This is a genomic window from Streptomyces sp. NBC_01549 (genome assembly GCF_026339955.1).
Classification (GTDB): domain Bacteria; phylum Actinomycetota; class Actinomycetes; order Streptomycetales; family Streptomycetaceae; genus Streptomyces.
Genome location: NZ_JAPEPW010000004.1, coordinates 385,843 through 411,320 on the forward strand (window position 1 = coordinate 385,843; position 25,478 = coordinate 411,320).

Consider the following 25,478-nt stretch of genomic DNA (forward strand, 5'->3'; position numbering starts at 1 on the left):
GCCCACCTCCCAGCAGCCGTTCGACCGCAGGGGAGTCCGGGGAGGCGGAAAGCCCGGTCACGACGCCGCCCCCTCCGATGCCCCGGACCGTGTCCAGTCGTGCAGGGCGGCGGCCTCCTCGGTGATGTCGATGCCGACCGGGCACCACACGATGCAGCGGCCGCAGCCCACGCAGCCGGACGATCCGAACTGGCCGTGCCAGGTACCGAGCTTGTGGGTCATCCACTGCCGGTAGCGGCTGCGCGAGGAGGCGCGGACCGGGCCGCCGTGCAGGTGGGAGAAGTCCAGATCGAAGCACGAGTCCCACAGCCGCCACCGCTCCGCGTGGTCGCCGGTGAGGTCGGTGACGTCCTCGGTGGTGGTGCAGAAGCAGGTGGGGCACACCATGGTGCAGTTTCCGCAGGTCAGGCACCGTCCGGCGACGTCGTCCCAGCGGGGCGCGTCGAGTGTTCCGGCCATCAGTTCCCGCAGATCGGCCTCGGGCATGCTCCGTCCCATGCGGTCCGCGGCGGCCGTGACACCTGCGCGGGCCGTCTCCCGGGTTTCGGGGTCGGCCGGACGAGCGGGCAGTTCGGCCAGGATCTCCGCACCTTCCCGGCTGCCGCCGCGGATCCAGAAGCGGTGCCCGTCCTCATCGACCGCTTCGGTCATCACCAAGTCGTAGCCGGGGCCGGCGGCGGGACCGGTGCCCATCGAGACGCAGAAGCAGGTGGCGCCGGGCTCCGTGCACTCGACCACGATCAGCAGTGCCCCGGAGCGCCGCCCCGCGTAGACGGGGTCGCGGTACGCCCCACCGGTCAGTACCCGGTCCTGGATGGCAATGGCCCGCAGGTCGCAGGGACGCACGCCGAGGAAGGCGTACCGGGGAGGCGCGGCCTGGTCGGCCGTGAGGACCAACTCGCCCTCCACTCGGTCGGCGCTCCACTCCCGCACCCTCGCCGGATGCAGGAACGACTTCCAGGACTGGGGGCCCGCCGCGTTCGCGAACGCCGCGCCGTCGGACCGCTCACGCAACCGGTATCGCCCGGCCTCCAGCTCCACGCCCCAGCCGTACGGCAACTCGCCGGCCGACCGCAGCTCCGCCAGCACGATCGCACCGTCCCGCACCGTGGGGCCGATCACCGTGAACCCGCGTCCGATCAGCACGTCCACGAGCGCGGCCATTCCGTCCTTGCCCATCACGAGCCCGTCGCTCGCGGCAGACGGGAAGGCGTTCACATCGACATCGGTGCTCATGACCGATCTCCTTCAGCGCCGCAGACGGCAGAGTCGGGGGCTTGCCGTCCTCTCAAGGCCCCGATCGCAGCATTTACGGTGCGGCAATGTGCCGATAGAGCCATACGGGCATCACTTTGGTCCGTTTGTCCCTTTATCGCCATCTGGGGAGTCGACAGCCGCTGCGGGCCGTGGTCCGGCGAATGGGCCTCCAAGCTACTCCGCAACGATCAGCACGCCCGGCACTCCCGAGACGCCGCAGGGTGGATCGCAGTTCGACGTGCTCGTCGGTAGCCCTCCTCTCTCGCCCCCGAGGCGGCCACCGAGCAAGTCCGTAAGTACAGCGAACAGGACCCCGAACAGCCCGGCTGGTTCCAGTACGCCATCGAACCCAAGGCCGACCGCGGCGTGGCCGGCGACCTCGGCATCCTCCTCCACGACAACCGGATGCAGGCCGAACTGAGCATCACCCTCGCCCCGGCCCACCACGGGCAGCGGATACGCCACCGAAGCCCTGCAGGCCGGCATCTGCTCAACCAGGGGCTCCACCGGGTCTCCGCCGAATGCGACACCCGCAGCACCCCCTCGGCCCGCCTTCTTGAACTCGCCGACTTCCAACTCAAGGGCCGACGCCCCGAATTCACCCGGAACACCAATACCGGTAAGTGGACCGACACTCTTCTCTTCGGCCTGCTGGCCACCCGATGGCCGGGGCCGGCCGCCCGGAGCACGTAGCTCAAGCCACCGCCTTGATGCTGGGCAGACGGCGGAGAGCGCCGATGCCGACTTCGAGCGCCGGTCACCACTCACCGTGCTCGGCTGGCTACGGACGGTTGAACGGGAGGCGGCCTTCCGCTGGAGTCAGCCGCCTACGTGACGCCATGCGTCCCAGAGAGGAGCGGCAGATACCGCGTCTGTGTTACCAAGGAGCGGGGGGCGGGGATAATCGACCGCATGGCTCCGCAGTCCTCACCCGTCTCATTGCCGCCCGCCGCCGAAGTTCTGCGGGAGCGGTACGCGGGTCGTCTTCCCGCATCGCTCGACGAGCTCTCTGGGCCCACGCAGGGACGGGTTGAGCTGCCGCTGCATGTCGCCTGGTCAGGCCTTCGCACCTACGATCTTGACCGGCTGCGCCAGCGCATGAGCCTGTACCGCACTGTCCTAGCCGAGGGCCAGCGCGACGATCTGATCACCCTGCGTCCTTAAGAACGGATTAGGTCCTCCTGGTAGCTCGGGGGTGCGACCCCATTCCGAGCGGTTCCCGGAGGCACTGTTGTCGTTGTTGTACGCGCCCGAGCCCGTCGACTTCAACTCGGCTGCTCCATCGTGTGATTGCCTCGCGCACATGTACGGCAACGCGGCCGATCATCCGGACCGGGTGCGCCGGTATCCGTCGGACATGACGGACGCGGAGTGGGCAGCCATCCGCCCGCTACTGCCGGTGCCGGCCTGGCTTGCGGGCAGGGACGGGCAGCCCGAGGGCTACTGCCACCGCCAGATGCGGGACCAATGCCACGCGTTCCCGCTCACGTCCACGCCGAAGCCATCCTTTCCGCCCTGCTGGAGGCCCGTCCCGCCGGCCTGACGATCGTCCAGCTGATGGCGGCCACCGAGCGCACTCGCACGCAGGTCCACACCGGGCTCGCGCACCTGCGCCAGGTCGCCGCCGCGAAGGGACTTCCGCCGGTGACCTGGGACAAGACGTGGAGTTACCGGATGCTGGACGACGCGCCGGAGATCTGGACGGGTTACGAGCGGGCGTTTTTCGAGTCTGTCCACCACCGGGTCGCCAACTTCATCGCCGGGATCCTCCTGCCGCACCAGAAGAAGAAACCCGACGACCCCTACATCCGCACGGTCGGCCGCTCGTCGATGTACTCCACCGTGAGCCCGGCCGCGCGCGCTCCAACGTTGCCTTATGGCGCTCAGGTTCCGAACGGACGTCGCGGTGGTTCAAGTGCGAGCTGTGTCGGTTTTCCTAAGCTTCGACGGCAGAGGGAACACCCGGGCTGTTCCTGGACGGGTACACACCAAAGACGAGAAACTCGTGAACCAAGAGAATTCCGGCCGCGTGGCCGTCATCGCAGGTACCGGCGCCGACATGGACAGCCCCAACGGGGTGATCGGCCGTGTGCGGATCGGGCGTGCCCAGGCCCGCCGGATCAAGGTGCTCGTTTGTCACCGAGTCACCTCGGTGTCCGTCAGCACCAGCAACGCCCACACCAGCAGGGGCGCGTGGCGGGCCTCCATCCGGACAGCCGTGCTCCACTGGAGCCCGCTCGCTGCTGATCAGCCGGTTCCACGCCTTCTGCGCACCGGGCCCGGACGCGGCTCGGCGACCCATAGGGCTGACGCGAAGACAACCATCCTCACTTTTAGGCCCCTTTAGTACATAAGCATAATCAGCTCCTTGATCGTCGAGGAGCTGATTTTCTGAAATCCGGTGGTCGGACAAGGCTGCCGTGGAAAGCGGAGACATGATGGGCAAGAGTCTTTATGACTATGTCGTGGTGGGAGCGGGGACAGCGGGATGCGTGATTGCCTCCCGGCTTTCGGAACGCCCCGGCGCGCGGGTGTTGCTGCTGGAGGCGGGAGCCCGGGACGCAACCGAGACGATGGCATCTCCATGGGGTTTCCTGGGGTTCGACCCGTCATCCCTCTGGCTGGGCGCCTCAACCGTGCAGACCGGTACAGGCAGGGTCGCTGACGTGCTGCGCGGAAAAGCGCTCGGCGGATCGTCGAGCATCAACGGCCTCTACCACCTGCGGGGGCACCGCTCCGGCTACGACGAATGGCCCGGCCTCGGTGCTCCGGGCTGGGGTTTCGACGATCTGCTGCCCTATTTCCGCCGCAGCGAGAGCACTCGCAGCCGTGATGCCTCCGTGCGAGGCACGGACGGGCCGGTCGTGGTCGCCCCGGTCCCGGAACCCCATCCCCTGGCCACGGCGGGCGTCGACGCCGCGGTGGAGGCTGGATTCGCACGCGCCGATGACATCGGCGGCGGCCTGGAGACCGGGTTCGGGTGGAGTGACATGAATCTGCCCGGCGGCGCCCGCCAGAGCGCGGCCGACGCCTACATCCGTCCGTTCCTCGACCGGCCGAACCTGGACGTCGTCACGGACGCGACCGTGCAGCGGCTGCGCACCACCGCGGGCCGCTGCACCGGCGTCGAGTACACCATCGGTGGGGAGCACCTGTCCGTCGATGGCGCCGAGGTGGTACTGACCGCGGGGGCCATCGGTTCGGCACACCTCCTGATGCTGTCAGGGATCGGCCCGGCACAACACCTTGAGGAACACGGTATCGACGTCGTCGCCGACCTGCCGGGAGTGGGCTCCCATCTGCAGGACCATCCGATGGCGGGCGTGGTGTACGAGGCCATCCAGCCCGTACCGTTCGTTCCTGCCAACCCGCCCGCCGAAATGATGGGCCTGCTGTACAGCGACCCCGCCGCGGCCCGGCCGGACCTTCAGGTCTACATCGTCGCCGCACCGCTCCCGTCGGCATGGGGCCAGCCGCCGGCCAACGGCTACTCCATTGCTTTCTCCGCGATGGCTCCGCACAGCAGCGGCACCGTGCGCCTGACGGACGCCAATCCCGGCAGCGCTCCCGTCGTCGACCCCGGCTACCTGAGCGACGACCGTGATCTGGAGGTCATGCGCAAGGGCCTCGCCCTGGCACGCCGCATCGGGGAGGCCGACGCGTTCGCCGACTGGCGCAAGCAGGAAGCGGTGCCGGGCTCCGGTACGAGCGGCGAATCCGTGGACGAGTTCATCCGCAAGGCCACCGGCCCCTACTTCCACTTCACCGGCACCTGCCGCATGGGAACCGACGCCGATGCCGTCGTCGACCCTGCGAACCTTCGCGTACGCGGGATGGCCGGACTGCGGGTCGCCGATGCCTCGGTGATGCCGTCCATCCCCTCGGCCAACACCAACGCGACCGTCTATGCCATCGCCGAACGGGCCGCAGAACTGCTCGACTGAGCCTTCTTCAGCGCCCACGGCGCTTCCACAACGCGCTCATCCCCGACGCCTGGACCGCCGGCGGCTGGTCGGAGTCTCGACCAGCTGCCGGCAGCCTGCTTGCCGAACTCAAGGCGGCCGGCGAGCTCGACGGGTCCAGGGCCGGTGTGGACGGCCGCCACGTACACGCGAAAGAGGGGGAGCTGACGCCGGTACGTGGTCGGTCGGCCAGCGGAAGGCGGGCAGCAAACACCACCCAATGGTGAGCCACGGGGCGGTGGATCACCTCTCTGCTCGCCGGGAACCGCCGAGTTCCTAAAGACCGAGGGCCCCGCGGACACCGCCGGCGAGGTCACCCAGACCGCGCCCTCATCGACAACATCCCACCGCGGTCACATGCCCAGGCCGCCCACAGCGCCGCCCTGCCTTGCTTGGAACACAAGTTGGCGGCATCCGCTGAAGTGCGGTCGTACCTTTGGTCACGCGCCTTCGGCCGGCCCGTGGCCCGGCAAGTGCCTGTTCGGCGAGAGCGAGGCTGCTCCGGTCGAGCGGGCGTACTCGGTGGGAGTCTGGCCGTAGTGCTTCTTGAAGGTCCGGGTGAAGTGGCTGCTGTCCGCGAACTGCCAGTGTGCGGCGAGTTCCGAGATACTCAGGCGACCTGACGGCGCGGTAAGGGCGAGCCGGGCCTCTTGCAGTCGCCGGTGGCGGATGTAGGTGGCCACCTGTTCTCCCACTGCGGCGAATGCCCGGTGCAGAGTACGGACGGAGACGTTGAGTTCACGCGCAAGCATCGCAGGAGAAAGTTCGGGATCAGCGAGCCGGCGGTCCGCGAGGTCCTTGGCTGCCTGGGTGAGCGCGGGAGCCAGCCGGGGTTCTACGTCGTCGAACCGGCCCTTCGCCACCGCCTTGGCCAGCTCGATCAGGGCGCCGTGGGTGGCTTCCACACCGGCTGGGCCGAGGTCGGCCACAGTTGTGTGGATCATGTCCGTGAAGGCCGTCAGCAGGCGTATCTCGGCCGAGTCCGCCGGCCCGGTGACGACCCGGTTCCCGAGCAGGGGTTTGAGCTCGCCGGGGGGCAGGACTAACGACGTGGTGCGCGGTAGCTGAAACCCCGGTCTGAGCATGCGAACGGCCGTGCGGGACGATCATGATTGTGACGTCAAGAGGGGCCCGCACGGCCTTGAGCCATCGTATCTGCACCGGGATCCCGCGCCGTCGCCTGGGCAAGCTGGTCGCGGAGTTGGCCGGGCCGTGGGTGGCCGGGCAGGAGTCCCAGCTGCGTGAACGCCGGGGCCATGACCGGCAGCGCGCCGCCGGAGCGGGTCCCGACCACCAACTCGTCTTCACCGACCGGGTCGTCGCCACCCTGGTCATCCTGCGCTTCCAGCTTCCGCATGCCGTCCTCGCCCTGTTCTACGAGGTGGACCGCTCCACGATCACCCGCGCGGTCCACGAGATCCGCCCCCTGCTCGCCGCCCGCGGCTTCGCCGTCCCTGGAAGTCCCGACCTGCGCCTTCGCACCCTGGCCGATGTCTTCGCCTACGCCGCCTCCCACGGAGTGGAACTGCGGATCGACGCCACCGAGGTCCGGGTCCGACGTCCACGGGCGAACAAGCCCGGACGCCGGGCATTCATCTCCGGGAAGATGCGGCAGAACACCAAGAAGGCCACCGTCGTCACCGACGAGAAGGGCCGGACCCTGTGGGCGGGTGCCTTCCGGCCCGGCCGCCAGCACGACCAGACCGCGCTGAAGACCGAGGGCATCTGCGACCTGTTCGAGAGGTTCCCCCAGGTCAAGGCCAAGGTCGACGCCGGCTACCGGGGACTGGCCAAGCAGTTCCCCGCCCAGGTCCAAGCGCCGCCGCTGAAGCCGAAGAAGGATGCCCCGCCCGAGGACCTGGCGGCCTGGGAGGAAGCGCGCAAGCAGCAGTCCTCCGAGCGGATCTGCGTCGAGCACGCCAACGCCGAGCACAAGCAGTGGCGGCCCCTGCAACGCTGGATCGGACGCCGCGAGTACTTCGACCAGACCTACCAGGCCATCGCCGGCCTGGTCTCCGACCGCGCGGCCATGCGGTAATCAACCACCAGCCAACCCGCCAGGCCAACACGGCCCGACCTCAATCGCGCACCCCGTCGTAAGAACTTCGCCGTGAGGTGCGCCGTCGTCTCGAAGGCCGTCAGGCGCCCGACGTGCCGGACGAGGAACTGCCCGGCCGATACCGTCTGCTCGCCGCAACCGGGCGGGCCGCCCAGAGTCCATGCGCCGCGCTGCACTACGTACATGGCCACCAGATCCTGATCGCCGCCCGGGGCGTCCGCGGTCCGGGTTGCCGACGCGGCGTGAAGATCGGCGATTGCCGCGCCGTGCACCTTGGCCACGTTGCCCTTGACCCGGAAGTCACCGATCGTGTCCGGGCTGAAGGCCGGCAGTTGGAAGACATCGTCGCCGATCTGCGTCTCCCACCCGCGCCGGAAGGCATCGAGTCCCCGCGGTGCGGCGTCCGGGGCGGTCGAGTCCACTGCGAGCACCCCGCGCGCGCCGTCGACCCCCGCTCCAGAGCTGTGCATGACTCTCTGATCCCCTCACCGTCATTGCTTCAACGCCATCCTGTGGTGCTCGTGTTCCGCAGGACGTCGCCATGGCTCATGTGGGCACTGTGCCAATCTTCCTACAGACGGCCCGCATAGCAACGGTCGAGGGGCAGAGCTGATGCGTTCTGATTCGGCGAGATGAGCTGATCGCCTGCGTACGCGCCGCCGTGGTCGGTTCGCCCAGTTCGGCAACGAGAGACGCGACCCCTGATGATCAAGCTTCTCGAAGCCTTTGATCACGAACAGGGGTCGCGTTCGCGTGCCATCCTCCCCAATCGGTGTCCTGCAACGGCACTGCGCGGACACCGATTCCACCTGCCCGGAACCGTCACAGCTCACCTGCCTGGCGGACGTGTTGGGCCGGATACCCGATCCCCGCCGGGTCCGGGGCCGCCGCTACCGCCTGGGCTCCCTGCTCGCGCTGTGCATGGTCGCCGTCCTCGGCGGAGCCACGTCCCTGGCGGCCATCGCCCGCTTCGCCGCCGATACCGACTCCCACCTGTGCGAACAACTCGGACTGGCCTCCAGCACGTCGAACGCCTCCACGCTGGGACGACTTCTGGCCCGCTTGGACGGCGACGCCCTGGACGACGCCGTGGGCGCCTGGCTCGCCCGGTACGCCGCCGACCCGGTCGACGAACCCGGTGACACCCTGGTCGGTCTGGCCGTCGCCGGCAAGACCGTGCGAGGATCCCGCACCGACGGCGCAGCCGTCCACCCGCTCGCCGCCGCACTCCACGCCTGTCAGACCGTGATCGCCCAGCGCCAGATCGCCGCGAACGCGGGGACTCACGGTCCAACGCCGACATCAACACGTCACACCCCCCTGCCATGCTGTGCGCCATGACAGCAGCCAAGGACTCGCCCGCTTCCGCCACTCCAGCGGCCACCATGGACGCCCTGTTATGGCGGTGGGTGGATCACGTTAATCGGAACGGTGAGAAGGGAATGACGCGGCCGGAATGGTTCGCGCGCGTCGGAGAGTTGGAACTGGCGAAGGAGGTCACGTGGTACGGGATGGCGACCGCCGGTCGATGGGTTCACGGCGGCCTGCTCTCTGGCCCCAGCAAGGCTCCCGTGTACGCGGGCTTCTACTGGTCTCAGGTGGGCGACGAACCGAGGGTGGCCCGGGTCAGCATGGTCGTCCTGCCGCTGGCGGATCCCGCCCGGATCGTCGCGGCCGACTGGAACGACGGGTACGGCGGCTACGAACCGTCGGCGCTGGACGGATACGCCGTCCTGTGCGGCAATCCGTTCGATCCGCTGCACGTCGGCGGCCGCGATGCCGAGGCCGATCTCCGCGAGGTCAAGCGGATCATCGCGGCCGGCGACGGCCAGGGCCGCCGGGTCAACTACGCCGAGATCGTCACCGATCCGGACCGCGGTGGCAACGCCCTGTTCTTCCCGGTCAATGAGGAGGAACGAGACGGCTACGAGGCACTGGAGGAGGACGGAACGGTCGTCTGCCTCGCCTTCATCGCCTACGACTTCGCCTACTAGGCCGTGTATCGAAAGTGGATCACGAGGCATGAATGATCATGGTTCATGGGGCGGGGAGATCTCGGACGAACAGTGGGTGGTGTTGGAGCCGTTGCTGCCGAAGGGGACGAAGGCGGGGCGACCACCCATCTGGTCCCGGCGGCAGTTGATCGACGGCATACGGTTCCGGGTCCGAACGGGCGTCCCGTGGCGGGACGTGCCCGCCGAGTACGGGCCGTGGGGCCGGATCTACGACCTGTTCCGCCGATGGCAGCGGAACGGCACCTGGCACAGGGTCTTCAGCCGACTCCAGTCCCTGACCGATGCGAAGGGTGCGATAACGCATTCGGGCCTTCATCCAACAGCACCTGCGCGACCCGCAACTGACCCCGCGCACCATCGCTGCCACGCACCACATCTCCACTGGCTACTGAACTTGAACTCGTGATGTCGGGTGTTGTCAGGGCCGACCGCGCGCTGCCCCGTGACCGAGAACGGGGCCTGCTGCTGGATCCGACGGACCGTGCGGCTACTCTCAGCCCACCGCGGCCTCGGCCGTGGCCAAGCCAACGCTTCGGTCTGTGAGGAGCACTCCGATGGCTCGCACCACCCCGCCACGTCCGCTCGATGTCGAGACGCTGTTCCCTGAGGTGGCCAGCTATCGGAAGACGGCCGTTCGCCTGCATCCGCGCCTCGGCGATCCGAGCGCGTGGGAAAGCTCGCTCGGCGGACCCGTGCTCTGGCCGCTCTCGGAGCCCTGGCCCCACTGCGAGGACGACCACCCGCGCACGGCGTTCTCCCCTCCCGCCCAGGGACCGATCCCGCTCGTCCCGGTCCTCCAGCTCTTCGCGGCCGACGTGCCTGACCTGGCCTTCCCCAGCGCCACCGATCTGCTGCAGGTGCTGTGGTGCCCCTTCGATCACGAGGACGGTTACGTTCCCCGCCCCGAGATCTATTGGCGAGACGGCTCCCTGAGCGACCTGCAGCCGGCCAACCGACCCCGCCCGACCGGCGCTGACAACGACTACCTTCCGGACCCGTGCGTCCTGCACCCTGAGCGTGTCACCGACTACCCTAACTGGGACCTCCCGGACGAGGTCGCCGACGCGCTCGAAGCCAGGTTCGAACAGCTGGAGGAGGAAACCGGCTGGTCTTACTGGTCCCACCTCTCCGTGTCGGACGGCGTCAAGGCCGGCGGGTATCCGACGTGGACGCAGGAGCCCAACTGGCCGACGTGCCCGACATGCCGTGTGCGCATGGAGCATCTCCTGACGATCAGCAGCAACGAGTTCGATGGCGAGAGTTGGCGCACGTGGCTGCCCATCGAGGACACCCCGGCCATGGGAACCATCTGGGACCTTCCATACGAACAACGCACCGAGATCCAATGCCCCCCTGGGCTCATGCTCGGCGACATGGGCGGCATCTACCTGTTCGAATGCACCAGCTGCTCCGACAGGCCCTTCGCCTACCGCTCAGATTGTTCCTGACTGCGCGCTGCTTCGATCAAAGGGCCAAACTGGTGCCCGCGAGGCAGCCGTCGATCACTTCGGGGCGGTACTGCGGCATCTTGAGCTTGCGCTTCACGGCCCGGGTGATCTGACCGAGGTCGGCCGCGGCGAGATTGCCGATGTCGCGCTTGACCAGCGAACACACGCCTTCGTGCGGGTTGAGGTCCGGGGCATAGGTGGGCAGCTGGAACACGGTGAGCCACTCGGCGTTCGCGCCGATCAGGGCCCGCGATGTACCCAGGCCCGATGTCGGCGCCGCGCAGTAGCCGCTGCTCGACGTCGCGCGGGTCGGGTGCGTAGGGTCCCGGGGCAAGGTGGAACGCGGCCTGGACTCGGTGTTGTTCCGGGCTCTGCACATGTTGGCGGCCCTGCCGGGACTTGTCGGTCGGGGTTCGGCATTTCTCGCAGGGGCGGGTACTGCGGCAGCGGGCGATGAATGCCCCCGGGAAAGGATGCGGGTCAGGAGGTCAAGCCGCCGCCCGCCTGGATTCGTTCCCGCTTCGGGGCGCGTCGCCTTCCGGCGGTCCTGTCACCGATCCGTCGTCAACGACGCCGGGGGCGAGCACAGTTCGGCGATCACCTCAGCGCCCGACGGTGCGTGATCGGGATCCACCAGCCACTGCAGCATCAAGCCGCCGAGCAGAGCGAGCGGCACCGAGCCGCCGAGCCCCTCCCGCGCCCTGCGCTGGCCTTCGGCGAGGTGTTCGCGCACCGCCGCCGACCGTTCGGCCTGCACCACGGCCTCCAGTTGGGCCACCCACAACGCCCGATGCGTGGTGAAGCTGTCGATCAGCGCCTGCCAGCGCTCCTCCGCGCTTCCTGCCGGGGCATGGCGGGTCAGTTCCTCGTCGAGCTCGTCCACGGCTTCCACCAGCGCCTGCGTGAGCAGCGCGTCCCGGGAGCCGAAGTGGTAGCCGATGGCGGCGTGACTGACCCCGGCGGCCGCGGCGATGTCCCGCACGGTGGTGCGGGCCCAGCCGCGGTGAAGGGGTGTCCCGTCTCGGCCGATCTGGTCCCTGTCTCAGGTGAACGGGGCCGATCCGCAGGCCGTCCGAGGTGAACTGGTGCGGGCAAAAGGGCAGTCTGCGCACGGGACGGCAGAATGGGCGCATGGGATGGATCGATGCGCCGAGTGCTTCCGATGACGCCCCGGCCGGTCGATCGCCCTGGGGTGGTGTTCTAGGCGTTCGCGTCGGGTGACTGTCCCGGGGTGGAGCGGATCTGCCCGGTCCGGCGGGATGTCACGGCGCGTGCGGAAGCGATCGGCAAGGGAAGCGGTCGACGAGGTTCATGTGTCGGTGCGGGCCTGGCCGTGGTCGGCGTGGCGGGCGCTGAGGGCCGGAGTTGCCTTCGCCTTGCGTGCGGCGTTCGTCTCCATGCGGGTGCGGACCGCCGTGGGGCGCGCGATCCGGGAACCTGGTCGGCCGGGGGTGCGGCCGTGTTGCTGTGTGGGCAGGCGCCGGCGTTCCGGAGTGGGGCGGCTCGGGCCGCGTCAGCTGTGGTTCAGGGACCACACGACCTGGTCCTCGTACCAGCGGGCGGCGCTGACACCGTGCCACGAGGCCGCTTCGTCGACCTGGTCCTGGTACCAGCGGGCGGCGCTGACGCCGCGCCACGAGGCCGCCTCGCCCTCGTGGTCCGCAGCCCGTACGTAGCGCACAGTGTCCTGCCCACGGTGGTCGTCGCGGCGGTCGTCGTCCGTGTGGCGGCCGACTTGCTCGCTGCTGGTCGCGGAGGTGGCGGACACGTACTGCGTGTGTTGCACGGGCACCGAAGTCGTGGCTGCCGACGCCGAGCCGCCGGCTCCGAGAAGAGCTCCGCCGGCCAGTGCCGTGGAGGCGAGTGCGATCGAGACGCGCTTGGTCATGCTGTTCATGGTCATTTCCCTTGCGAGACTGCCGCGGTTTCGCCGAACTGGCGGCCGCCGCTTCTATGTGAACCGAGATCCGGAAATCCCGGGTCAGTCGGCTTGCCGCAAGGTCATCCGGAGGGGTGCCTCACGTTCGGCTCTGCCACCATACCCGAGGGGTGCCTCATGTTTGCGGTGAGGCTCATCACAGCACGTCAGAGGGGCGAGATTGCGATCGGAAACATGACAACAACCTAATTCGAGGGGGTCCTCATGTTAAGCTCGAGCCATGAGCCCCCACCACGCCCCGTCCTCGAGGGAGACACCGGCGAAACCCCTGCGCCGTGACGCACAGCGCAACCGGGACGCGATCGTGGCCGCCGCCCGCACGGCCTTCTCCGAGCAGGGTCTCGGGGCGTCCCTGGAGGGCGTCGCCCGCGAGGCCGGCGTCGCGATCGGCACGCTCTACCGCCACTTCCCCACCCGGCTCGACCTGGTCGAAACACTCTTCACCGCGAAGTACGCGGAACTGCTCACCGCCGCGGAAGAAGCCGCGGCCATGGACGACGCCTGGGAGGGGTTCTGCCGCTACCTGGAGAAACTCTGCAAGCTGCAGGCCTGCGACCGCGCCTTCAACGACCTGGTCTCGGCACGGCTGCCCCTTCACGTGGCCGGCCGCGAGATGTACGCACGCACCAAGGAACTCTGCATCCAGATCTTGCGCAACGCCCAGGAACAGGGTGTCCTGCGCGGCGACGTCACCGCGCAGGACATCGCCTTCGTGATCTGGTCCCAGGCCGGGATCATCCAGGCCACACGCACCATCGCCCCCCGAGCCTGGCGCCGCCACCTCCACCTGATGCTCAGCGCCTTCCGCACCGAGTGCGCCCACGAACTGCCCGAGCCTCCTCTGACCAGCCGGCAGGTCGACCAGACCCTCGTCACTCTCGAGTGCACCGAAGAGGACTGCCGCGAGCAGTCCTGACCACACCAGAGACGAGGCCGCGGACAACAGCTGCGCATCACACCGGACCGGCGCCCTCCAGCCTGCCGAGCAGGCGCGCCGCACCAGGCGGCTCGGCGCCATGCTGTCCGCGGTGACGTCCTGGACGCGCGGCAGATAGCGGGCGTGGGCAGGCAGGTTGTGGGCCTCCCGTGTACTGCTGGGGCGTGTGCGGCCGTCGGAGAGCAGGAGGGCTGAGTCCAGAAGGTCGGCGGGGTCGGCGTAGCCGTGGGCCGCAATATGGGCCGGCTCCGCGCTGGCAAGTGCACTCCGTACGGCAGCAGGGGTGGCCTTGAGCCTGGGCAGTGGGGGCACAGATTGCCAGGGGCCGTCGGCGAGGAGGTCGTGGTCGCGTTGCGCCAGTTCGGTGAGGAGGGGGGCGAGGAAGTACGCGTCGCGCTTTCCCGGCCTGCGGCCTGGCAGTGGACGGAGAAGAATTCCCGTCTCCGTGTCCAGGCCCCCGTCGAAGACGACGCGTAGGCGCTGGGACGCTGCCTCGATCTGCGAGCGGGACAGCGGAATACGGTCCGTCCGAACTCTGGATGCGCTGGTCAGGGGGGCAAGTGGCCCCAACTGCGACCGGGTCGTCGGCATCCGGCACACGATGCGGACGTTCATGCTCGGCGCCGTGGCCCGCCGCTTCATGATCCCTGAGACCGATGCTCACCTCCGGCGCGAAGTCACCGACCTGCTCCGCGCTTTCCTCCCCGCTCAGCGGTAGAGCCGAGGGCGCGCCCGGACGGTGCTATTCGCCCCAGACCTCAGCGGCGAGACCGGCGCGCCCAGGGGGCCGGCGGTCAGCTCGGCCACGGCCCGGCCGGTGACCGGTGCGAGGGTGATGCCGAGCATGGCGTGGCCGGTGGCCACGGCCAGGTTCGACCGTTCAGAGGCCGGCCCGATGACCGGGAGGCCGTCAGGCGTCATCGGGCGCATCCCCGACCATGGCCGTGCGCCCGGAGCGGGCGCGAAGGTCGGGAGGTAGTGGCGTGTCGAGGCGACGATGCCCCAGGCCCGGGTGTGGCTGATCGGGCGGCGCGCGCTGCCGAATTCCATGGTCCCGGCGGCACGCAGGAAGTCCAACGGTGACCGAGCATCGATCGGTCCCGTATCGGACCAACCAGCGGCCCGTTTGGCGAACGCGTTCTCTGCCCGCCCGCTCAGCCGCGGCGGCGATGTGCTCGTTCTGGTGAATGGGGACGTAGACGTCATGGAAGGCATCGGCCAATTCGCTGGGCAGGGCAGAGGCCCTCGCGAAGTGCGTGTTCAGGATGAGGGCAACGTCCTTGCCAGCCGAGTGCCGGTCCTCAGGTGCCTCCGGGCCTCGCCGACGACGGTGCAACTCGTCGTCGGGATACGGTTCCCCCTCGCGCGGAAGCGGCTCCCCTGGAGCCAACTGATGTAGCTGGAATGCGTGAACGAACAGCGATGTCGGTGACCCGGGAAGTCCTCCCGCCTCCCGTCCAGCTGGACACGGATGCGCCCGCGGTGCCGGCCAAGCCCGCGAAGAAGACGCCCTCCCGGAGGGCCTCCTCGAGGAACGCCGGGCGCGCGGGCGGCCGGACAGGTACGCCAGCGCGCTGACCTGCCGTGGTCGGGGTCGTGGTCGGGGCGGCGGTCAGGGCGTGTCGCCGGAGTAGTAGAAGCGGCACATCACACCCGGGCCGGGCGTGCGCGGTTCATCTCGGTACGGGTCGTACAGGGCGCGGCCACCGGGCCATCGCGACAACTCGGTGGGCAGGGCGGCGCCCTCGTCGACTTCCTCCGGCCGCCAGCCGGTGATGTCCAGCAACAGTCCGTCCAACGGCCCGCCTACGAGCGCGGCGTAGGTCTGGTGCGGGAGGGGTCCAGGGTCGGGGTCGTCGTGGTCGTGGCCGTAGACCCGGCCGCGCAGCAGCTGCTCGTCTCCGTTCATCCGACCAGCCTTCCAGCCGCCACTGACATTGATACTCGTAGGCGGTTCCGGCGGTCGTGGCTCGGCCACTTACTGACAACGCGGTTCTGCCCGGGACCACCGTGGCGCTGCCCGCGTTGCCGGCGGCAAGGCTTGCCCGGTCAGGTAGGCCAGCGTCCGAGCCAGCCGCCGGCCTTCCGCGCGGCCCACTCGGCTTCCGCTTCTTCCCGCGCCTCCTGCCGTTGCGCTTCGCGGGCTTCCGCGCGGCGGCGGGCGAGGGTGACGTCCCGGCGGGAGTTGCCGATCGCGTCCAGCAGCCGCTCGCGGTGGTCGCGGCCGAAACGCCGGAACGCGGGCCCGGCCGGGCCGTGCTCGCGCAGCAGCTCCGGCGTGGTCGCCACGATCGGGATGCGGCCGTCGTAGGAGCGGAAGCTCTCCAAGTGCTGTCGGCTGCCTTGCCCGTGCCAGCGGGTGAGATCGGCGACCTTCGCCGTCTGGCTCTTGGCGGAATACTTGCCGACCTGGTGGAAGACGAGCAGAACCGGCGGGTGCACACGCTCGTGTCCCTCCCGCTCGGGTGGGACCAGTGCCCTTCACCAGGAGCGCGACCTCGGTGGCACAGGAGCTGATGGTGCCGATCCCTTCGGGGGCGTCGACGGCGGCCTGCACGGCGCCGCCTGCCCAGTCGTCCATGTCTTGAGGAACGACTCGATTGATGCGCCTGCCAGGCACGACACAGAGCGCTGAACGCCCCTGGCGGCGTGCGGGTCAGCCGCCCTGACCGGCGCTTCCGACCGGGCCGACCTTCACCGGGGAGCCGGAGCCGTCCGTGACGGGCAGCGTGGCGGCGCCCGGCCAGTTGAGGGTGACCGACTTCGTCTCGTCCGGCGGGGTCACCACCAGCCCGGTGACGCGGACGCCGGAGCCGCCCGACTTGTTGAACGGGTAGTTGACGGGGAAGTACGTCGACTTCCCGTTCTTGAGGACGGCCGAGCCGGCCTGCTGGCCGGTGCGCTTCGCGGACAGCGATCCCGCGCTGGTCTTCAGGTCGACGCCCGCGTAGCCGGAGATCGTGCAGTCCCGGCCGCTGTGGTTCGTCAGGGTGACCACGACGGTGCCGTCGGGGTCGCCGTCGATGGTGCCGTCCTGCGCCGTGATCTTCAGGTCGTCGGTGCGGCACTTACCGACCTTGGCGTTCGCGTTGGAGCCGGTCCCGGCAGCCGTACCCGTCCCGCCGGAGCTCGTTGCGGAGCTCGTCCCGGCGGAGTCCTGCGCGCCGCCCCGGTCCGAACTGCCCGAGTCCGAACCGCCGCCCGAGGGCGACGCCGTGGCCCCGGACGACCCGGTGGACGTGGACGACGGATCGCTCTGTCCCGTGCCGGCGTCGTCGTTCTGGCAGGCCGTGAGCGAGAGACCGGCGGCGACGGCCAGGGCGGCGAAGGTGAGCTTGTGAACGCGCATCGTTTCTTCCTCAGGATCGGTTGGCAGTGTCGGCCGCTCGATACGGGTCGGTACGAGCGAGCGTTTCCGACCAACAGGACCGGCCCGGCCCGGTGGACCGTTCCATACGGTCACCTCATAAGACATCCCTGTTACACGCACAGCCAGGCACAACGCACGCCATCACCGGGCAGACCGCGCCGGAACGCGCCGCCGGCCAGCCGGGACGGCGGTTCCCGCCACCGTCGCGCACCTGTTCGCAGCCGCCGCCCGTTGGGACAGACCCGTAACCCGACGGACCACAACCGATCGCCTGCCCTCCTCATCCCGCTCCGCTCGCTCACGGGAGCAGCCGGGCCGCAAGACCTGGACTTCGCCGGGCGCCCCTGCCAGGTCAAGGCCAAGGGCGCCCGGACCAAGGCCCGCCGTAGGGGCCAGGCCCGCGAGGACTTCGTACTGGAAACGGTCTACTGGGACGCCGGCACCGCCCGTCTACTGCCCCGCCTCCTCAACGGCCGTACGCGGGGCCGGTGTTCGTGACTCACCGGCGGCCTGGCTCCGGCAACGTCGTCAGTCCCCGGGACGTGGGGCCGGACACCGGCCTCGCCCGTCCTCGTCGTGGACGTCGAAGCCGTCCGCACGCAGCTGGTTCACCGCGGCGTCCGTGTACCGCGTACCGCGGCGTCGGTGTACCGCGTGCAGACGGCGGTAGCCGGGTTCGTCGGCCAGGCGCAGGATGTGCAGGGACTTGGCGATCCGCCCGTAGTGCGCTCCCTACTCAGACGGAACGCGCCTCGCACATAAGTACGCGCCCCGATGCCCGTGGCGGGCGGCGCTGATGAAGTGGCTCTCATGACGACGCAGAACGCCGCGCCTCAGCGCCGAGCAGACCACCCGACCTGGTGGAGGGTCCCCCTGGTGGCATCCGCGCTCGGCCTGCCGGTCCTCGCCCTGGAGTACAGCGCGATCCGGGCGCACGCAGGCATGGGCCAATACGGGGCGGTTCTCTACTGGACCCTCGCACTGTTCGCCGTGGCCTGGGCCCTGCCCCACCGCCGCTCGTTCAGAACCTTCCGCGTCCTGGCGAGTGGAGCGGCACTGATGATCACACTTCTGCCGGTGACGCTCCTGCTGCTACTGGGCGTGATGCTGGCCGGCTGACGCGTACGCCGCGAATTCCGTCCAGGCGGTCGAAGGGCGGGCGGAGAAGACGCCCACCACCGAGCCGACGGCCTTGCCGTTCTTGTCGCAGAACTCGTACCTGATGTCGTACGCCATCGAGATCGCGGTACGTCGGTCATACGTCGGTCTGGAGAGCTGCTCGATAGGTGTCGCCTGATGGAGCTCTCTGTCGCTCGGAGCCTTGGCGTGCGGGGACGAGTCGCTGGGGGCCACGGCCGACCGCTGCACGCCGCCCGCTACCATCCCTTCGCATGACGAGTCGGGGGTGGCGGCTGGGTACCGTGGTGGTGCTGGCGGCGATCTGTGCCGCCGGTCCGGAACGCCCGGAGGTCATCCGCACGGCGTCGGACCTCGGCCCCCTCCCGGCCGACCGCTACGACTACACGCCGCAGGACTACCAGCGATCGCAGCGGGCATCGGCGTTGCTGATCCGGCAGTGCATGGCGGAGCGCGGCCACCCGGACTTCCCGCTCGACCCCCGCTACCCCGGCAGTACCGTCGTCGCCACCGCAGTCAGCACCGACTACGGCGTCCTGGATCTCGCCGCCGCCCGCCGCTGGGGTTACGGCTGGGACCCGGAAAAGCCCCTGGCCCTCCGGCCGAAGGGCCGACGGATGACCAACGCCGAGTATGCGGACTTCCCCGCCTGCAGCGCCGAGGCGAGCCGGCGGCTGATGCGCGGCATCGACCTCAAGCGGGACTGGCTCTACGCAAGCACAAGGGCGATGGAGGTCGACAAGGCGGTCAAGCGCGACCCACGCCTCCGCGCGGCGTGGGATGTGTGGTCCCGCTGTGTGGCAGAACAAGGATTCACGCGCTATCCCGACCCCGTCGCGGCGTACACGGACACCGCCTGGCAGCGGGGCGGTGACGGCAACACCCGGCATACGCAGCGGGAGCGGGCCACCGCCGTCGCGGACGTCACCTGCAAGCGCCGCCACCATACGGCCGAACTCTGGCACGCGGCACGGGCGCAGAAGCAAGCCGTGGACATCACACGGCACCGCGACCGCTACGCCGCCGGGCTGCAGGCACTACGGACGTACCGGGCCACCATCGCCGAGGTGCTGCGGAAACTCGGCTAAGGGCTGTCCCGTAATCCCCGGTGGATCAGCGCGCGGCGTCAGATGCGGTGCATCGCAAGGCGGAGGGTCGTCCTCATACTGGGCGTATTCGGGCGATCCGACAACGCGGCGAGGTGCCGTAGCTGTCGTCGTGCGCCCGCCGGGGATTACGCGACAGCCCTTAGGGTCTGTTTCAAAGTGGATCAAGGTCTGCCGTGATCCACGTCACCGTCGGCCAGCGGCACGACAGTCCCCAGTTCCAGTCGGTGCTGCAACGCATCCGAGTACCGCGCGCGAGCGTCGGCAGGCCACGCTGCCGGCCGGACCGGGTGCGGGCCGACAGGGCATACAGTTCCCGAGCGAACCGGGACTGCCTGCGCAGACGGGAAATCCGCTGCACGATTCCGGAGAAGGCGGACCAGATCCGCAACCGGAAGAAGCTGGGCGCGCGTGGCGGCCGTCCGCCGAAGTTCGCCAAGGCCGACTACCGCGAGCGCCACGCGGTCGAGTTGGGAAAGCGCGTATCGCTGCGGCTCACCGGGCATCTAGCCTGTGGCGCATGCATCAGCCCCGAAGGCGTGACCGGCGCCTGGCTCGCCGTGTGCCGCCGGAGCCGGCCCGGCGTCAGACTTCACAGCTCACTGTCGCGGGGGCTGATGTCGTGGTGGTTGGCTACTTCTCCGCGAAAGAGAAGGACTCCGTAACGCTCATGGCGTCGGCAGCCGCAGAACTGGCAGCGCGCGGCGCTCGGGTCGTCGGGCAGATCGTGCAACGACGGGGTGTCTCGGACGGCGGGGTCCAAAAGATGGGCCTGCCCTATTCCTCGCGGACGCTGCTGAGCTACGGAAAGGTCCGTGAGGTGGCTCAGGCCTGCGAGCAGGCCAACGCCGACGCAGTGATCTTCGTTGCCTCTTTGACCGAGCGCCAGCGCCACGCGCTGACAACGCTACTCGGATGCCCCGCTGTGAGTCTTCCCCACATCCTTGCTGCCGACTGACCACTCACTCGAAGCGCGCTGTTGAAACAGGACCTAGAAGAGACCTAGAAGAGACCTAGAAGAGGTCGGCCGACCTGTCCTGCGTGAGGCTCTCGAGGATCGTGCGCATCCACGGGCTGCGAACGGCTGGTATCCGGACCAACGTGTGCTGGAACGTTCCCCGGTCGGCCCGGAACAGGTAGTTGGGGTGCGGCGGGAGCGGGTCGTCGCGGAGGACGTCCTGGGGTATGCCGCCCGACGCGGGAACCGGCAAGTACGGCTGGGGAGAGGCCAACCACAGCCACACCCCCAGCGGCAGCGGCACCGGGTATGCCGATGCAGCCGGGCCGACCGGGGTCCAGGTCTGACCTGTCTGCGGATGAACCGGTACCAGGAGGATGTCGACGCCCGCGTCGGGAGCGGGCCGTCCAGGTCCAGCCAGGACGGCGCGCCGCGTTGGCGGGCCCGCGGGCAGCAGGGCGTCGAGCGCGCGTTGGAACACGTCCGCGGTCAGACCGCCCGGGACCTTCACCGGCTGCCCTTTGGAGGCCGCCAGTAGGTGGGCGAGCGCCTGGAACAACGACAGCGATGACGCCTCCGATCAGTACCATCGGCCGCTTCCACCACGGCGTCTCCATCCTCGCCAGGATCCGCTGGTCCTCCGGATCACCCTCGTACTCATCCCGCCACCGGTACCGAACAGTGGGCGGCGGGCCGGCCGCGCGGTCGGCCCGCCGGGTATGTGGCGGCCTCGGGCCGTCGTCAGGATGCGGTGCGGGTCCGGGCGTCGAGGTCGTCGCGGACCCGCTGCGGCTCGGCGTCGAGCGGCATGTTGGCCTCGTCCCGGACCGCGTCCAGGTCGCCGGGGATGTCCGGGGCCAGCGCCGCGAACAGCGGTGCCAGGTCGCCGGGCGCACCGCCCTGCTGGGCCACCAACTCGAAGGTCCGGCCGGCCGCCTCGGGAGCGGTGAGGGCCGCCACCAGCACCCGTGCGATCTGGGCACGGGCGACCACGCCGTCGGCGGGGCCGCCGGAACGGCGGCGGTCGCCCTGGCGGAACACCAGGCGCTGCTCGTCGGGTCCGTTCATGTCGAACCAGCCCGGCCGCACGATGGTGTACGTGAGGCCGCTGGCCCGTACGAGCCGTTCCGAGCGGCGCTTCCACTCCAGCAAGTGGCCGTACGGGCCGCCGCGGCCGGTGACGCCGATGGAGGTCATCAGCGCCACGCGGGGCCGCTGTCCGCCCAGGGCGGTCAGGACGTTGCGTACGCCCGCGTAGTCGACCGTCTCCGGTGAGGAGTCGCCTGTGCCGAAGGAGCCGAGGGCCAGCACGATCGCGTCGGTCCCGGCCACCGCCTCGGGCAGGGTTTCGGGTCGTGTGACGTCGCCGACGACGAGTTCGGCGTCGGCGGGAAGCATCTGGGTGCCCTTCACGTGGTCACGCACGAGGGCCCGGACGGTGTGCCCGCGAGCGATCGCCTCGGCTACGACGAGCCGTCCGATGCTGCCGGTGGCGCCGACCACCAGCACGGTCAGGGGTTGTGTTGCCATGCTCATTTCCTTGTAAGGGGGTGGGCGTGACGGGCGCCCCTGCCGTCGGTCCCATGTGGGCGGCGCGTCATGCCCGCCTCGGTTCGGCGAAGGTCGCGCCGTCGACCACGAACCGGTAGCGGCCGTCGGAGGCGAGGATCCGCTTGTAGGCGGTGTTGATGTCCTGCGCGCCGATCAGTTCGATGTCGGCGCTCACGCCGTGCTCGGCCGCGAAGTCGAGCATCTCCTGGGTCTCGGCGATGCCGCCGAACAGCGATCCCACGTAGGACCGGCCGTTCTGGCACAGGGTGAAGACGTCCATCGGCATCGGCTCGGTCGTCACGCCGACGTTCACCATGGTGCCGTGCAGACGCAACATCCCGAGGTAGTCGGCAAGGGATACGGGTGCGCTGACAGTGTTGAGGATGATGTCGAAGGTGCCGGCCAGCTCGGTGAACGCCGAGCCGTCGCCGGTCACGGCGTAGTGGTCGGCGCCGAGGACCGTGGCGGCCTCGCGCTTGCTGCCGGACTGGGACAGGACGGTCACGTCGGCGCCCATGGCCTTGGCCATCTTCACGCCGAGGTGGCCCAGGCCGCCGAGGCCGACGACCGCGACCCTGGTGCCCGGCCCGGCACCGAACCGCTTGAGCGGGGAGTAGACGGTGATGCCGGCGCACAGCAGCGGAGCGGCGGCGGCCGGGTCGAGGCTCTTCGGTACGCGGAGTACGAAGTCCTCGGGGGCGACGATCGCCTCGGAGTAGCCGCCCTGGGTGTGGGCGCCGGGCTCGGCGGGGTCGGGGTTGCCGAAGACCAGGGTGTGGCCGTTGACGCAGTACTGCTCCTGGCCTGCCTGGCAGTTCTCGCACTCGCGGCAGGAGTTGACCATGCAGCCGATGCCGACCAGGTCGCCGACCTGGTGGCGGGTGACCTCGGGGCCGATCTCGGTGACCCGGCCGACTATCTCGTGGCCGGGAATGAGCGGGCTGATGGGCAGCGGGCCGAACGCGCCGCCGACGAAGTTGATGTCGGAGTGGCAGATGCCGCAGAACAGGATGTCGAGCTTGACGTCGTGCGGCCCGACGTCACGGCACTCGATGGTGCCGGGAGCGAGCGGCTCGCCGGCTTCGTGGGCGCCGAACGCGTTGACGGTGGTGGGCACGGAGGTTCCTTCAGGTGTTTGGAGGGGGTTTCAGGCAGGTGTCTGGAGGGGGTTTCAGGCTTCGGGGATGGCGCGCCCGTAGGCGGCGAGGGTGACGCTCGTAGGCTCGGGGCCGCCTCGCCGGCCGGTCTCCAGGGCGTCGAGGACCTTCAGCTCGTCCGCGGTGAGGGCGAAGTCGAAGACGTCGATGTTCTCGGCGATGCGGTGGCGCTTGGTCGACTTGGGGATCACCGAACGGCCGTGCTGGATGCCCCAGCGCAGCAGCACCTGGGCGGGGCTCTTGCCGTGCGTCTCGGCGATCGCGGTGACGACCGGGTCTTCCAGGACGCTGCGGCGGTGCTCGCCGTATCCCGGGTAGAAGGTGATGCCGCCGATGGGCGACCACGCCTGGTTGAGGATGTGGTGCTGGTCGTCGAAGTCGAGGACGGCGCGCTGCTGGAAGTAGGGGTGGATCTCCAGCTGGTTGACGGCGGGGACGACGGTGGTGGCGTCGAGCAGTGCGGTCAGGTGGTCGACCATGAAGTTGCTGACGCCGATCGCCCGGACCCTGCCGTCGGCCAGGAGCTTCTCCAGGGCGCGGTAGGCGGCGAGGGTCTTGTCGAAGTCCGACGGGAGGGCCTGGTGGAGGATGAGCAGGTCGATCCGGTCCACGCCCAGTTTGGCGGCGCTCTTGTCGAAGCCGTGCAGGGTCTCGTCGTAGCCGTAGTCGCTGATCCAGATCTTCGTCTCGATGAAGATCTGCTCCCGGGGTACCCCGGAGTCGCGGATGGCCTGGCCGACCTCGCGTTCGTTGCCGTAGGCGGCGGTGTCGATGTGCCGGTAGCCGAGGTCGAGCGCGGCCGTGACGGCGGCCCGGGTCTCGTCCGGCGGGGTCTGGAAGACGCCGAGTCCGAGGGCGGGCATCTCGACGCCGTTGTTGAGGGTGAGGGTCTGCATCACAGGGACCTTTCGGTGTGGGTGGCCCGTGCGGGCACGATGAGGATGAGGACGGCCACGACCGCCAGCGCGAGCAGGACGGCGGAGCCGGTCAGGGCGGCGCCGGAGCGGGCCGCGATGTCGGTGGCCCCGTGGCCCGTGGAGACGGTGGCGGCCACGGCGGTCAGAATGCTCAGACTCAGTGCGCTGCCGATCTGGTGCACGGTGTTGACCAGGCCCGAGGCGGCGCCCGCGTCCACGGGTGCGACGCCGTCGACGCCGCTGGAGGTCAGCGGGGCCAGGGCCAGACCCTGGCCGGCACCGATGAGCACCATCGGCAGCGCCACTCCGGTCAGGTAGGGGGTGTGCAGGTCGAGGCGGCTGAGCCACACCATGCCCACCATGGTCAGGGCGACCCCGGTGGTGAGTACCAGCGGCCTGCTCGCCCGCTCCAGCAGGCGCGGCACCTGGACGGCGAAGACGAAGTTGACCAGCGTCATCGGCAGGAAGGCGAGGCCGGCCTGCAGCGGCGTCCAGTGGTAGACGCTCTGCAGGAACTGCGCGGTGAAAAAGAAGAAGCCCATCATCGCGCCCATGTAGAGCATCCGGGTGACGTAGGCGCCGCCGCGCTCCCGGCTCGCGAACAGCCGCAGAGGCACGATCGGCTGCGCGGCCCGCCGCTCCACCCGGACGAACAGCGCCAGCATCACCACGCCCGCCACCAGCGGTATCAAGGTGGCCGGGGCGGTCCAGCCGATGTCGGACGCGTCCACGATGCCGAAGACCAGCGCGGTGGAGCCCAGCGTCGCAAGGAGCGCCCCGGCGACGTCGAAGCGGCCACGTCGGCGCGCGGTCTCCGGCAGGAACCGCACGGCCAGCACCACCATCGCGATACCGACCGGCACGTTCAGGAAGAACCCGGCCCGCCACGAGACCAGGTCGGCGACCAGTCCGCCCACGACCAGGCCGAACGCGGCTCCGAGACCGGCCACCGCACTGTAAGCGGCCATCGCCCGGTTACGGGCCCGGCCTTCGGCGAAGCTGCGCGTCAGCAGCGACAGAGCGGAGGGAGCCAGGACCGCGGCTCCCACGCCCTGCAGCGCCCGGGCACCGATCAGCCACCACTGAGTCTGTGCGGCCCCGACCAGGAGCGACGTCAGCGAGAAGACGACCAGGGAGAACAGGAACACCCGGCGGTGTCCGAACAGGTCACCGGCCCGGGCGCCCAGCAGCAGCAGTCCGCCGAAGACGAGGACGTAGGCGTTGGTGATCCAGGACAGGCCGGTCTCGGAGAAGCCCATGTCGGCCCGGATCTGCGGCAGCCCGGTGAACACGATCGAGTTGTCCAGGATGACCATGAAGTAGCTCACGCAGATGATCGCGAGGATCAGCATCGCCCGGACCGGGGCCTCAGGCGCACGCGCCGCGGTGGGCGCCGCGGATTCCTTGCGGACCGGGTCGGCGACGTGCCCGACACGGACGTCGCCGGTCCCGTCGTACTCGAGTGCTGCGCCCACGGTGGTGTCCTTCGCTGTCGCTTCAGGGCGAGGGACCGGTTTTTGACCCCGGCCCCTCGGTTCCCTTCAAGACAACCCCGCGTGGTCGCATGGGTGGGAGTCACTGGTCTTCCAGGTACTGCCAGTACCTCGCAGGTCCGCGCGGACCGGCCTACGGTGAAGTTCGAGGCGGACCGTCCGCCCGGGATGC

General features: G+C 69.5%; 25 protein-coding genes and 6 pseudogenes. 15 read left to right on the forward strand and 16 right to left on the reverse strand.

Going from position 1 to position 25,478, the window contains the following annotated elements; genetic code table 11:
• Window positions 1-57 precede the first annotated feature (57 nt).
• Window positions 58-1,236 (reverse strand): 4Fe-4S dicluster domain-containing protein, encoded by a 1,179-nt coding sequence (locus tag OG819_RS52350; RefSeq protein WP_266636210.1) that lies wholly within the window; start codon window positions 1,234-1,236, stop codon window positions 58-60.
• Window positions 1,237-1,527: 291 nt separating this feature from the next.
• Here OG819_RS52350 and OG819_RS52355 point away from each other — a divergent pair.
• The 4 genes and pseudogenes from OG819_RS52355 to OG819_RS52370 form a co-directional block, all read left to right on the forward strand.
• Window positions 1,528-1,950 (forward strand): annotated as a pseudogene (locus tag OG819_RS52355) (GNAT family N-acetyltransferase); the annotation flags it as partial.
• 219 nt (window positions 1,951-2,169) lie between these two features.
• A pseudogene (locus OG819_RS52360) lies at window positions 2,170-2,403 on the forward strand (hypothetical protein); the annotation flags it as partial.
• A gap of 49 nt (window positions 2,404-2,452) precedes the next feature.
• Window positions 2,453-2,692: pseudogene (locus OG819_RS52365) on the forward strand (transposase); the annotation flags it as partial.
• A 1,003-nt stretch (window positions 2,693-3,695) separates the two neighbouring features.
• Complete coding sequence (locus OG819_RS52370) at window positions 3,696-5,201, forward strand: GMC family oxidoreductase N-terminal domain-containing protein (RefSeq protein WP_266657443.1); 1,506 nt, start codon at window positions 3,696-3,698, stop codon at window positions 5,199-5,201.
• Between the two features lie 458 nt (window positions 5,202-5,659).
• Here the strand turns inward: OG819_RS52370 and OG819_RS52375 are convergent, their stop codons facing one another.
• Window positions 5,660-6,304: a helix-turn-helix domain-containing protein gene (locus OG819_RS52375; RefSeq protein WP_266656936.1), complete on the reverse strand. Its 645-nt coding sequence runs from the start codon at window positions 6,302-6,304 to the stop codon at window positions 5,660-5,662.
• A 23-nt stretch (window positions 6,305-6,327) separates the two neighbouring features.
• Here OG819_RS52375 and OG819_RS52380 point away from each other — a divergent pair, with 23 nt between their 5' ends.
• The gene (locus OG819_RS52380) at window positions 6,328-7,257 is read left to right on the forward strand and encodes a transposase (protein ID WP_266647792.1); all 930 of its coding nucleotides are present in this window, start codon (window positions 6,328-6,330) and stop codon (window positions 7,255-7,257) included.
• Here the strand turns inward: OG819_RS52380 and OG819_RS52385 are convergent.
• Complete coding sequence (locus tag OG819_RS52385; protein WP_266656938.1) at window positions 7,209-7,700, reverse strand: hypothetical protein; 492 nt, start codon at window positions 7,698-7,700, stop codon at window positions 7,209-7,211. The genes OG819_RS52380 and OG819_RS52385 overlap by 49 nt on opposite strands.
• Window positions 7,701-8,031: 331 nt before the next feature.
• On the opposite strand from OG819_RS52385, the gene OG819_RS52390 reads away from it, so the two are divergent.
• The 4 genes from OG819_RS52390 to OG819_RS52410 all read left to right on the forward strand — a co-directional run bounded on the left by OG819_RS52390 (window position 8,032) and on the right by OG819_RS52410 (window position 10,741).
• The gene (locus tag OG819_RS52390; RefSeq protein ID WP_266656940.1) at window positions 8,032-8,619 is read left to right on the forward strand and encodes a transposase family protein; all 588 of its coding nucleotides are present in this window, start codon (window positions 8,032-8,034) and stop codon (window positions 8,617-8,619) included.
• Between the two features lie 101 nt (window positions 8,620-8,720).
• A complete protein-coding gene (locus OG819_RS52395; protein WP_266656942.1) occupies window positions 8,721-9,272 on the forward strand; it encodes a hypothetical protein in 552 nt (183 codons plus the stop codon).
• A gap of 28 nt (window positions 9,273-9,300) precedes the next feature.
• On the forward strand, window positions 9,301-9,699 hold the full coding sequence (locus OG819_RS58935) for a transposase (RefSeq protein WP_323138287.1): 399 nt from the start codon (window positions 9,301-9,303) through the stop codon (window positions 9,697-9,699).
• 148 nt (window positions 9,700-9,847) lie between these two features.
• Window positions 9,848-10,741 carry a DUF1963 domain-containing protein gene (locus OG819_RS52410; protein WP_266656944.1) on the forward strand — a complete coding sequence of 298 codons (894 nt, stop codon included), beginning with the start codon at window positions 9,848-9,850 and terminating at the stop codon, window positions 10,739-10,741.
• A gap of 16 nt (window positions 10,742-10,757) precedes the next feature.
• Here OG819_RS52410 and OG819_RS52415 read toward each other — a convergent pair whose 3' ends face one another.
• The 3 genes from OG819_RS52415 to OG819_RS52425 all read right to left on the reverse strand — a co-directional run bounded on the left by OG819_RS52415 (window position 10,758) and on the right by OG819_RS52425 (window position 12,638).
• Complete coding sequence (locus OG819_RS52415) at window positions 10,758-11,075, reverse strand: hypothetical protein (RefSeq protein ID WP_266636199.1); 318 nt, start codon at window positions 11,073-11,075, stop codon at window positions 10,758-10,760.
• A 216-nt stretch (window positions 11,076-11,291) separates the two neighbouring features.
• On the reverse strand, window positions 11,292-11,771 hold the full coding sequence (locus OG819_RS52420) for a TetR family transcriptional regulator (protein ID WP_266657445.1): 480 nt from the start codon (window positions 11,769-11,771) through the stop codon (window positions 11,292-11,294).
• A gap of 483 nt (window positions 11,772-12,254) precedes the next feature.
• Complete coding sequence (locus tag OG819_RS52425; RefSeq protein ID WP_266636197.1) at window positions 12,255-12,638, reverse strand: hypothetical protein; 384 nt, start codon at window positions 12,636-12,638, stop codon at window positions 12,255-12,257.
• Between the two features lie 262 nt (window positions 12,639-12,900).
• Between OG819_RS52425 and OG819_RS52430 the strand changes: the two genes are divergently transcribed.
• Window positions 12,901-13,596 (forward strand): TetR/AcrR family transcriptional regulator, encoded by a 696-nt coding sequence (locus OG819_RS52430; protein WP_266656946.1) that lies wholly within the window; start codon window positions 12,901-12,903, stop codon window positions 13,594-13,596.
• Between the two features lie 729 nt (window positions 13,597-14,325).
• Here the strand turns inward: OG819_RS52430 and OG819_RS52435 are convergent.
• From OG819_RS52435 to OG819_RS52450, 4 genes are all read right to left on the reverse strand, one after another.
• Entirely contained in the window at window positions 14,326-14,667 is a 342-nt protein-coding gene (locus OG819_RS52435; RefSeq protein WP_266636193.1) for an FAD-binding oxidoreductase, read from the reverse strand.
• 562 nt (window positions 14,668-15,229) lie between these two features.
• Complete coding sequence (locus tag OG819_RS52440; RefSeq protein WP_266636191.1) at window positions 15,230-15,526, reverse strand: hypothetical protein; 297 nt, start codon at window positions 15,524-15,526, stop codon at window positions 15,230-15,232.
• A gap of 140 nt (window positions 15,527-15,666) precedes the next feature.
• Window positions 15,667-16,059 (reverse strand): hypothetical protein, encoded by a 393-nt coding sequence (locus OG819_RS52445; RefSeq protein ID WP_266656948.1) that lies wholly within the window; start codon window positions 16,057-16,059, stop codon window positions 15,667-15,669.
• A 214-nt stretch (window positions 16,060-16,273) separates the two neighbouring features.
• Window positions 16,274-16,966, reverse strand: a complete 693-nt coding sequence (locus OG819_RS52450; RefSeq protein WP_266656950.1) for a DUF4232 domain-containing protein — start codon at window positions 16,964-16,966, stop codon at window positions 16,274-16,276.
• 339 nt (window positions 16,967-17,305) lie between these two features.
• Here OG819_RS52450 and OG819_RS52455 point away from each other — a divergent pair.
• A pseudogene (locus tag OG819_RS52455) lies at window positions 17,306-17,556 on the forward strand (site-specific integrase); the annotation flags it as partial.
• 241 nt (window positions 17,557-17,797) lie between these two features.
• Window positions 17,798-18,106: a hypothetical protein gene (locus tag OG819_RS52460; protein ID WP_266636183.1), complete on the forward strand. Its 309-nt coding sequence runs from the start codon at window positions 17,798-17,800 to the stop codon at window positions 18,104-18,106.
• Here the strand turns inward: OG819_RS52460 and OG819_RS52465 are convergent.
• Complete coding sequence (locus OG819_RS52465; protein WP_266636182.1) at window positions 18,080-18,223, reverse strand: hypothetical protein; 144 nt, start codon at window positions 18,221-18,223, stop codon at window positions 18,080-18,082. The genes OG819_RS52460 and OG819_RS52465 overlap by 27 nt on opposite strands.
• 155 nt (window positions 18,224-18,378) lie before the next feature.
• Here OG819_RS52465 and OG819_RS52470 point away from each other — a divergent pair, with 155 nt between their 5' ends.
• The 3 genes and pseudogenes from OG819_RS52470 (at window position 18,379) to OG819_RS52480 (ending at window position 20,188) form a co-directional block, all read left to right on the forward strand.
• Window positions 18,379-19,212 carry a hypothetical protein gene (locus OG819_RS52470; RefSeq protein WP_266636181.1) on the forward strand — a complete coding sequence of 278 codons (834 nt, stop codon included), beginning with the start codon at window positions 18,379-18,381 and terminating at the stop codon, window positions 19,210-19,212.
• Window positions 19,213-19,409: 197 nt separating this feature from the next.
• Window positions 19,410-19,895: pseudogene (locus OG819_RS52475) on the forward strand (transposase); the annotation flags it as partial.
• Window positions 19,853-20,188, forward strand: coding sequence for a hypothetical protein (locus OG819_RS52480; protein WP_266656952.1), 336 nt, complete (start codon window positions 19,853-19,855; stop codon window positions 20,186-20,188). The pseudogene OG819_RS52475 and the gene OG819_RS52480, both read left to right, overlap by 43 nt.
• Before the next feature lie 55 nt (window positions 20,189-20,243).
• On the opposite strand, the pseudogene OG819_RS52485 reads toward OG819_RS52480, so the two are convergent.
• The 5 genes and pseudogenes from OG819_RS52485 to OG819_RS52505 form a co-directional block, all read right to left on the reverse strand.
• Window positions 20,244-20,738, reverse strand: a pseudogene (locus tag OG819_RS52485) (hypothetical protein); the annotation flags it as partial.
• A gap of 191 nt (window positions 20,739-20,929) precedes the next feature.
• The gene (locus tag OG819_RS52490) at window positions 20,930-21,718 is read right to left on the reverse strand and encodes an SDR family oxidoreductase (RefSeq protein ID WP_266656954.1); all 789 of its coding nucleotides are present in this window, start codon (window positions 21,716-21,718) and stop codon (window positions 20,930-20,932) included.
• Between the two features lie 67 nt (window positions 21,719-21,785).
• Window positions 21,786-22,856: an NAD(P)-dependent alcohol dehydrogenase gene (locus OG819_RS52495; RefSeq protein ID WP_266656956.1), complete on the reverse strand. Its 1,071-nt coding sequence runs from the start codon at window positions 22,854-22,856 to the stop codon at window positions 21,786-21,788.
• A gap of 54 nt (window positions 22,857-22,910) precedes the next feature.
• Window positions 22,911-23,792 (reverse strand): aldo/keto reductase, encoded by an 882-nt coding sequence (locus tag OG819_RS52500; RefSeq protein WP_266656958.1) that lies wholly within the window; start codon window positions 23,790-23,792, stop codon window positions 22,911-22,913.
• On the reverse strand, window positions 23,792-25,288 hold the full coding sequence (locus OG819_RS52505; protein ID WP_266656960.1) for an MFS transporter: 1,497 nt from the start codon (window positions 25,286-25,288) through the stop codon (window positions 23,792-23,794). Before OG819_RS52505 ends, OG819_RS52500 begins: the two co-directional genes overlap by 1 nt.
• Window positions 25,289-25,478 lie beyond the last annotated feature (190 nt).

Excerpts from the sequence above, each read along its gene's own strand:
- OG819_RS52450 (WP_266656950.1), bottom strand. The coding sequence starts at position 16,966 with ATGCGCGTTCACAAGCTCACCTTCGCCGCCCTGGCCGTCGCCGCCGGT.
- OG819_RS52470 (WP_266636181.1), top strand. The coding sequence starts at position 18,379 with ATGACGAGTCGGGGGTGGCGGCTGGGTACCGTGGTGGTGCTGGCGGCG.
- OG819_RS58935 (WP_323138287.1), top strand. The coding sequence starts at position 9,301 with ATGAATGATCATGGTTCATGGGGCGGGGAGATCTCGGACGAACAGTGG.
- OG819_RS52500 (WP_266656958.1), bottom strand. The coding sequence starts at position 23,792 with ATGCAGACCCTCACCCTCAACAACGGCGTCGAGATGCCCGCCCTCGGA.
- OG819_RS52375 (WP_266656936.1), bottom strand. The coding sequence starts at position 6,304 with ATGCTCAGACCGGGGTTTCAGCTACCGCGCACCACGTCGTTAGTCCTG.
- OG819_RS52410 (WP_266656944.1), top strand. The coding sequence starts at position 9,848 with ATGGCTCGCACCACCCCGCCACGTCCGCTCGATGTCGAGACGCTGTTC.
- OG819_RS52370 (WP_266657443.1), top strand. The coding sequence starts at position 3,696 with ATGGGCAAGAGTCTTTATGACTATGTCGTGGTGGGAGCGGGGACAGCG.
- OG819_RS52460 (WP_266636183.1), top strand. The coding sequence starts at position 17,798 with ATGACGACGCAGAACGCCGCGCCTCAGCGCCGAGCAGACCACCCGACC.
- OG819_RS52490 (WP_266656954.1), bottom strand. The coding sequence starts at position 21,718 with ATGGCAACACAACCCCTGACCGTGCTGGTGGTCGGCGCCACCGGCAGC.
- OG819_RS52395 (WP_266656942.1), top strand. The coding sequence starts at position 8,721 with ATGACGCGGCCGGAATGGTTCGCGCGCGTCGGAGAGTTGGAACTGGCG.
- OG819_RS52465 (WP_266636182.1), bottom strand. The coding sequence starts at position 18,223 with ATGGCGTACGACATCAGGTACGAGTTCTGCGACAAGAACGGCAAGGCC.
- OG819_RS52440 (WP_266636191.1), bottom strand. The coding sequence starts at position 15,526 with ATGAACGGAGACGAGCAGCTGCTGCGCGGCCGGGTCTACGGCCACGAC.
- OG819_RS52430 (WP_266656946.1), top strand. The coding sequence starts at position 12,901 with ATGAGCCCCCACCACGCCCCGTCCTCGAGGGAGACACCGGCGAAACCC.
- OG819_RS52380 (WP_266647792.1), top strand. The coding sequence starts at position 6,328 with ATGATTGTGACGTCAAGAGGGGCCCGCACGGCCTTGAGCCATCGTATC.
- OG819_RS52435 (WP_266636193.1), bottom strand. The coding sequence starts at position 14,667 with ATGGAATTCGGCAGCGCGCGCCGCCCGATCAGCCACACCCGGGCCTGG.
- OG819_RS52350 (WP_266636210.1), bottom strand. The coding sequence starts at position 1,236 with ATGAGCACCGATGTCGATGTGAACGCCTTCCCGTCTGCCGCGAGCGAC.
- OG819_RS52425 (WP_266636197.1), bottom strand. The coding sequence starts at position 12,638 with ATGAACAGCATGACCAAGCGCGTCTCGATCGCACTCGCCTCCACGGCA.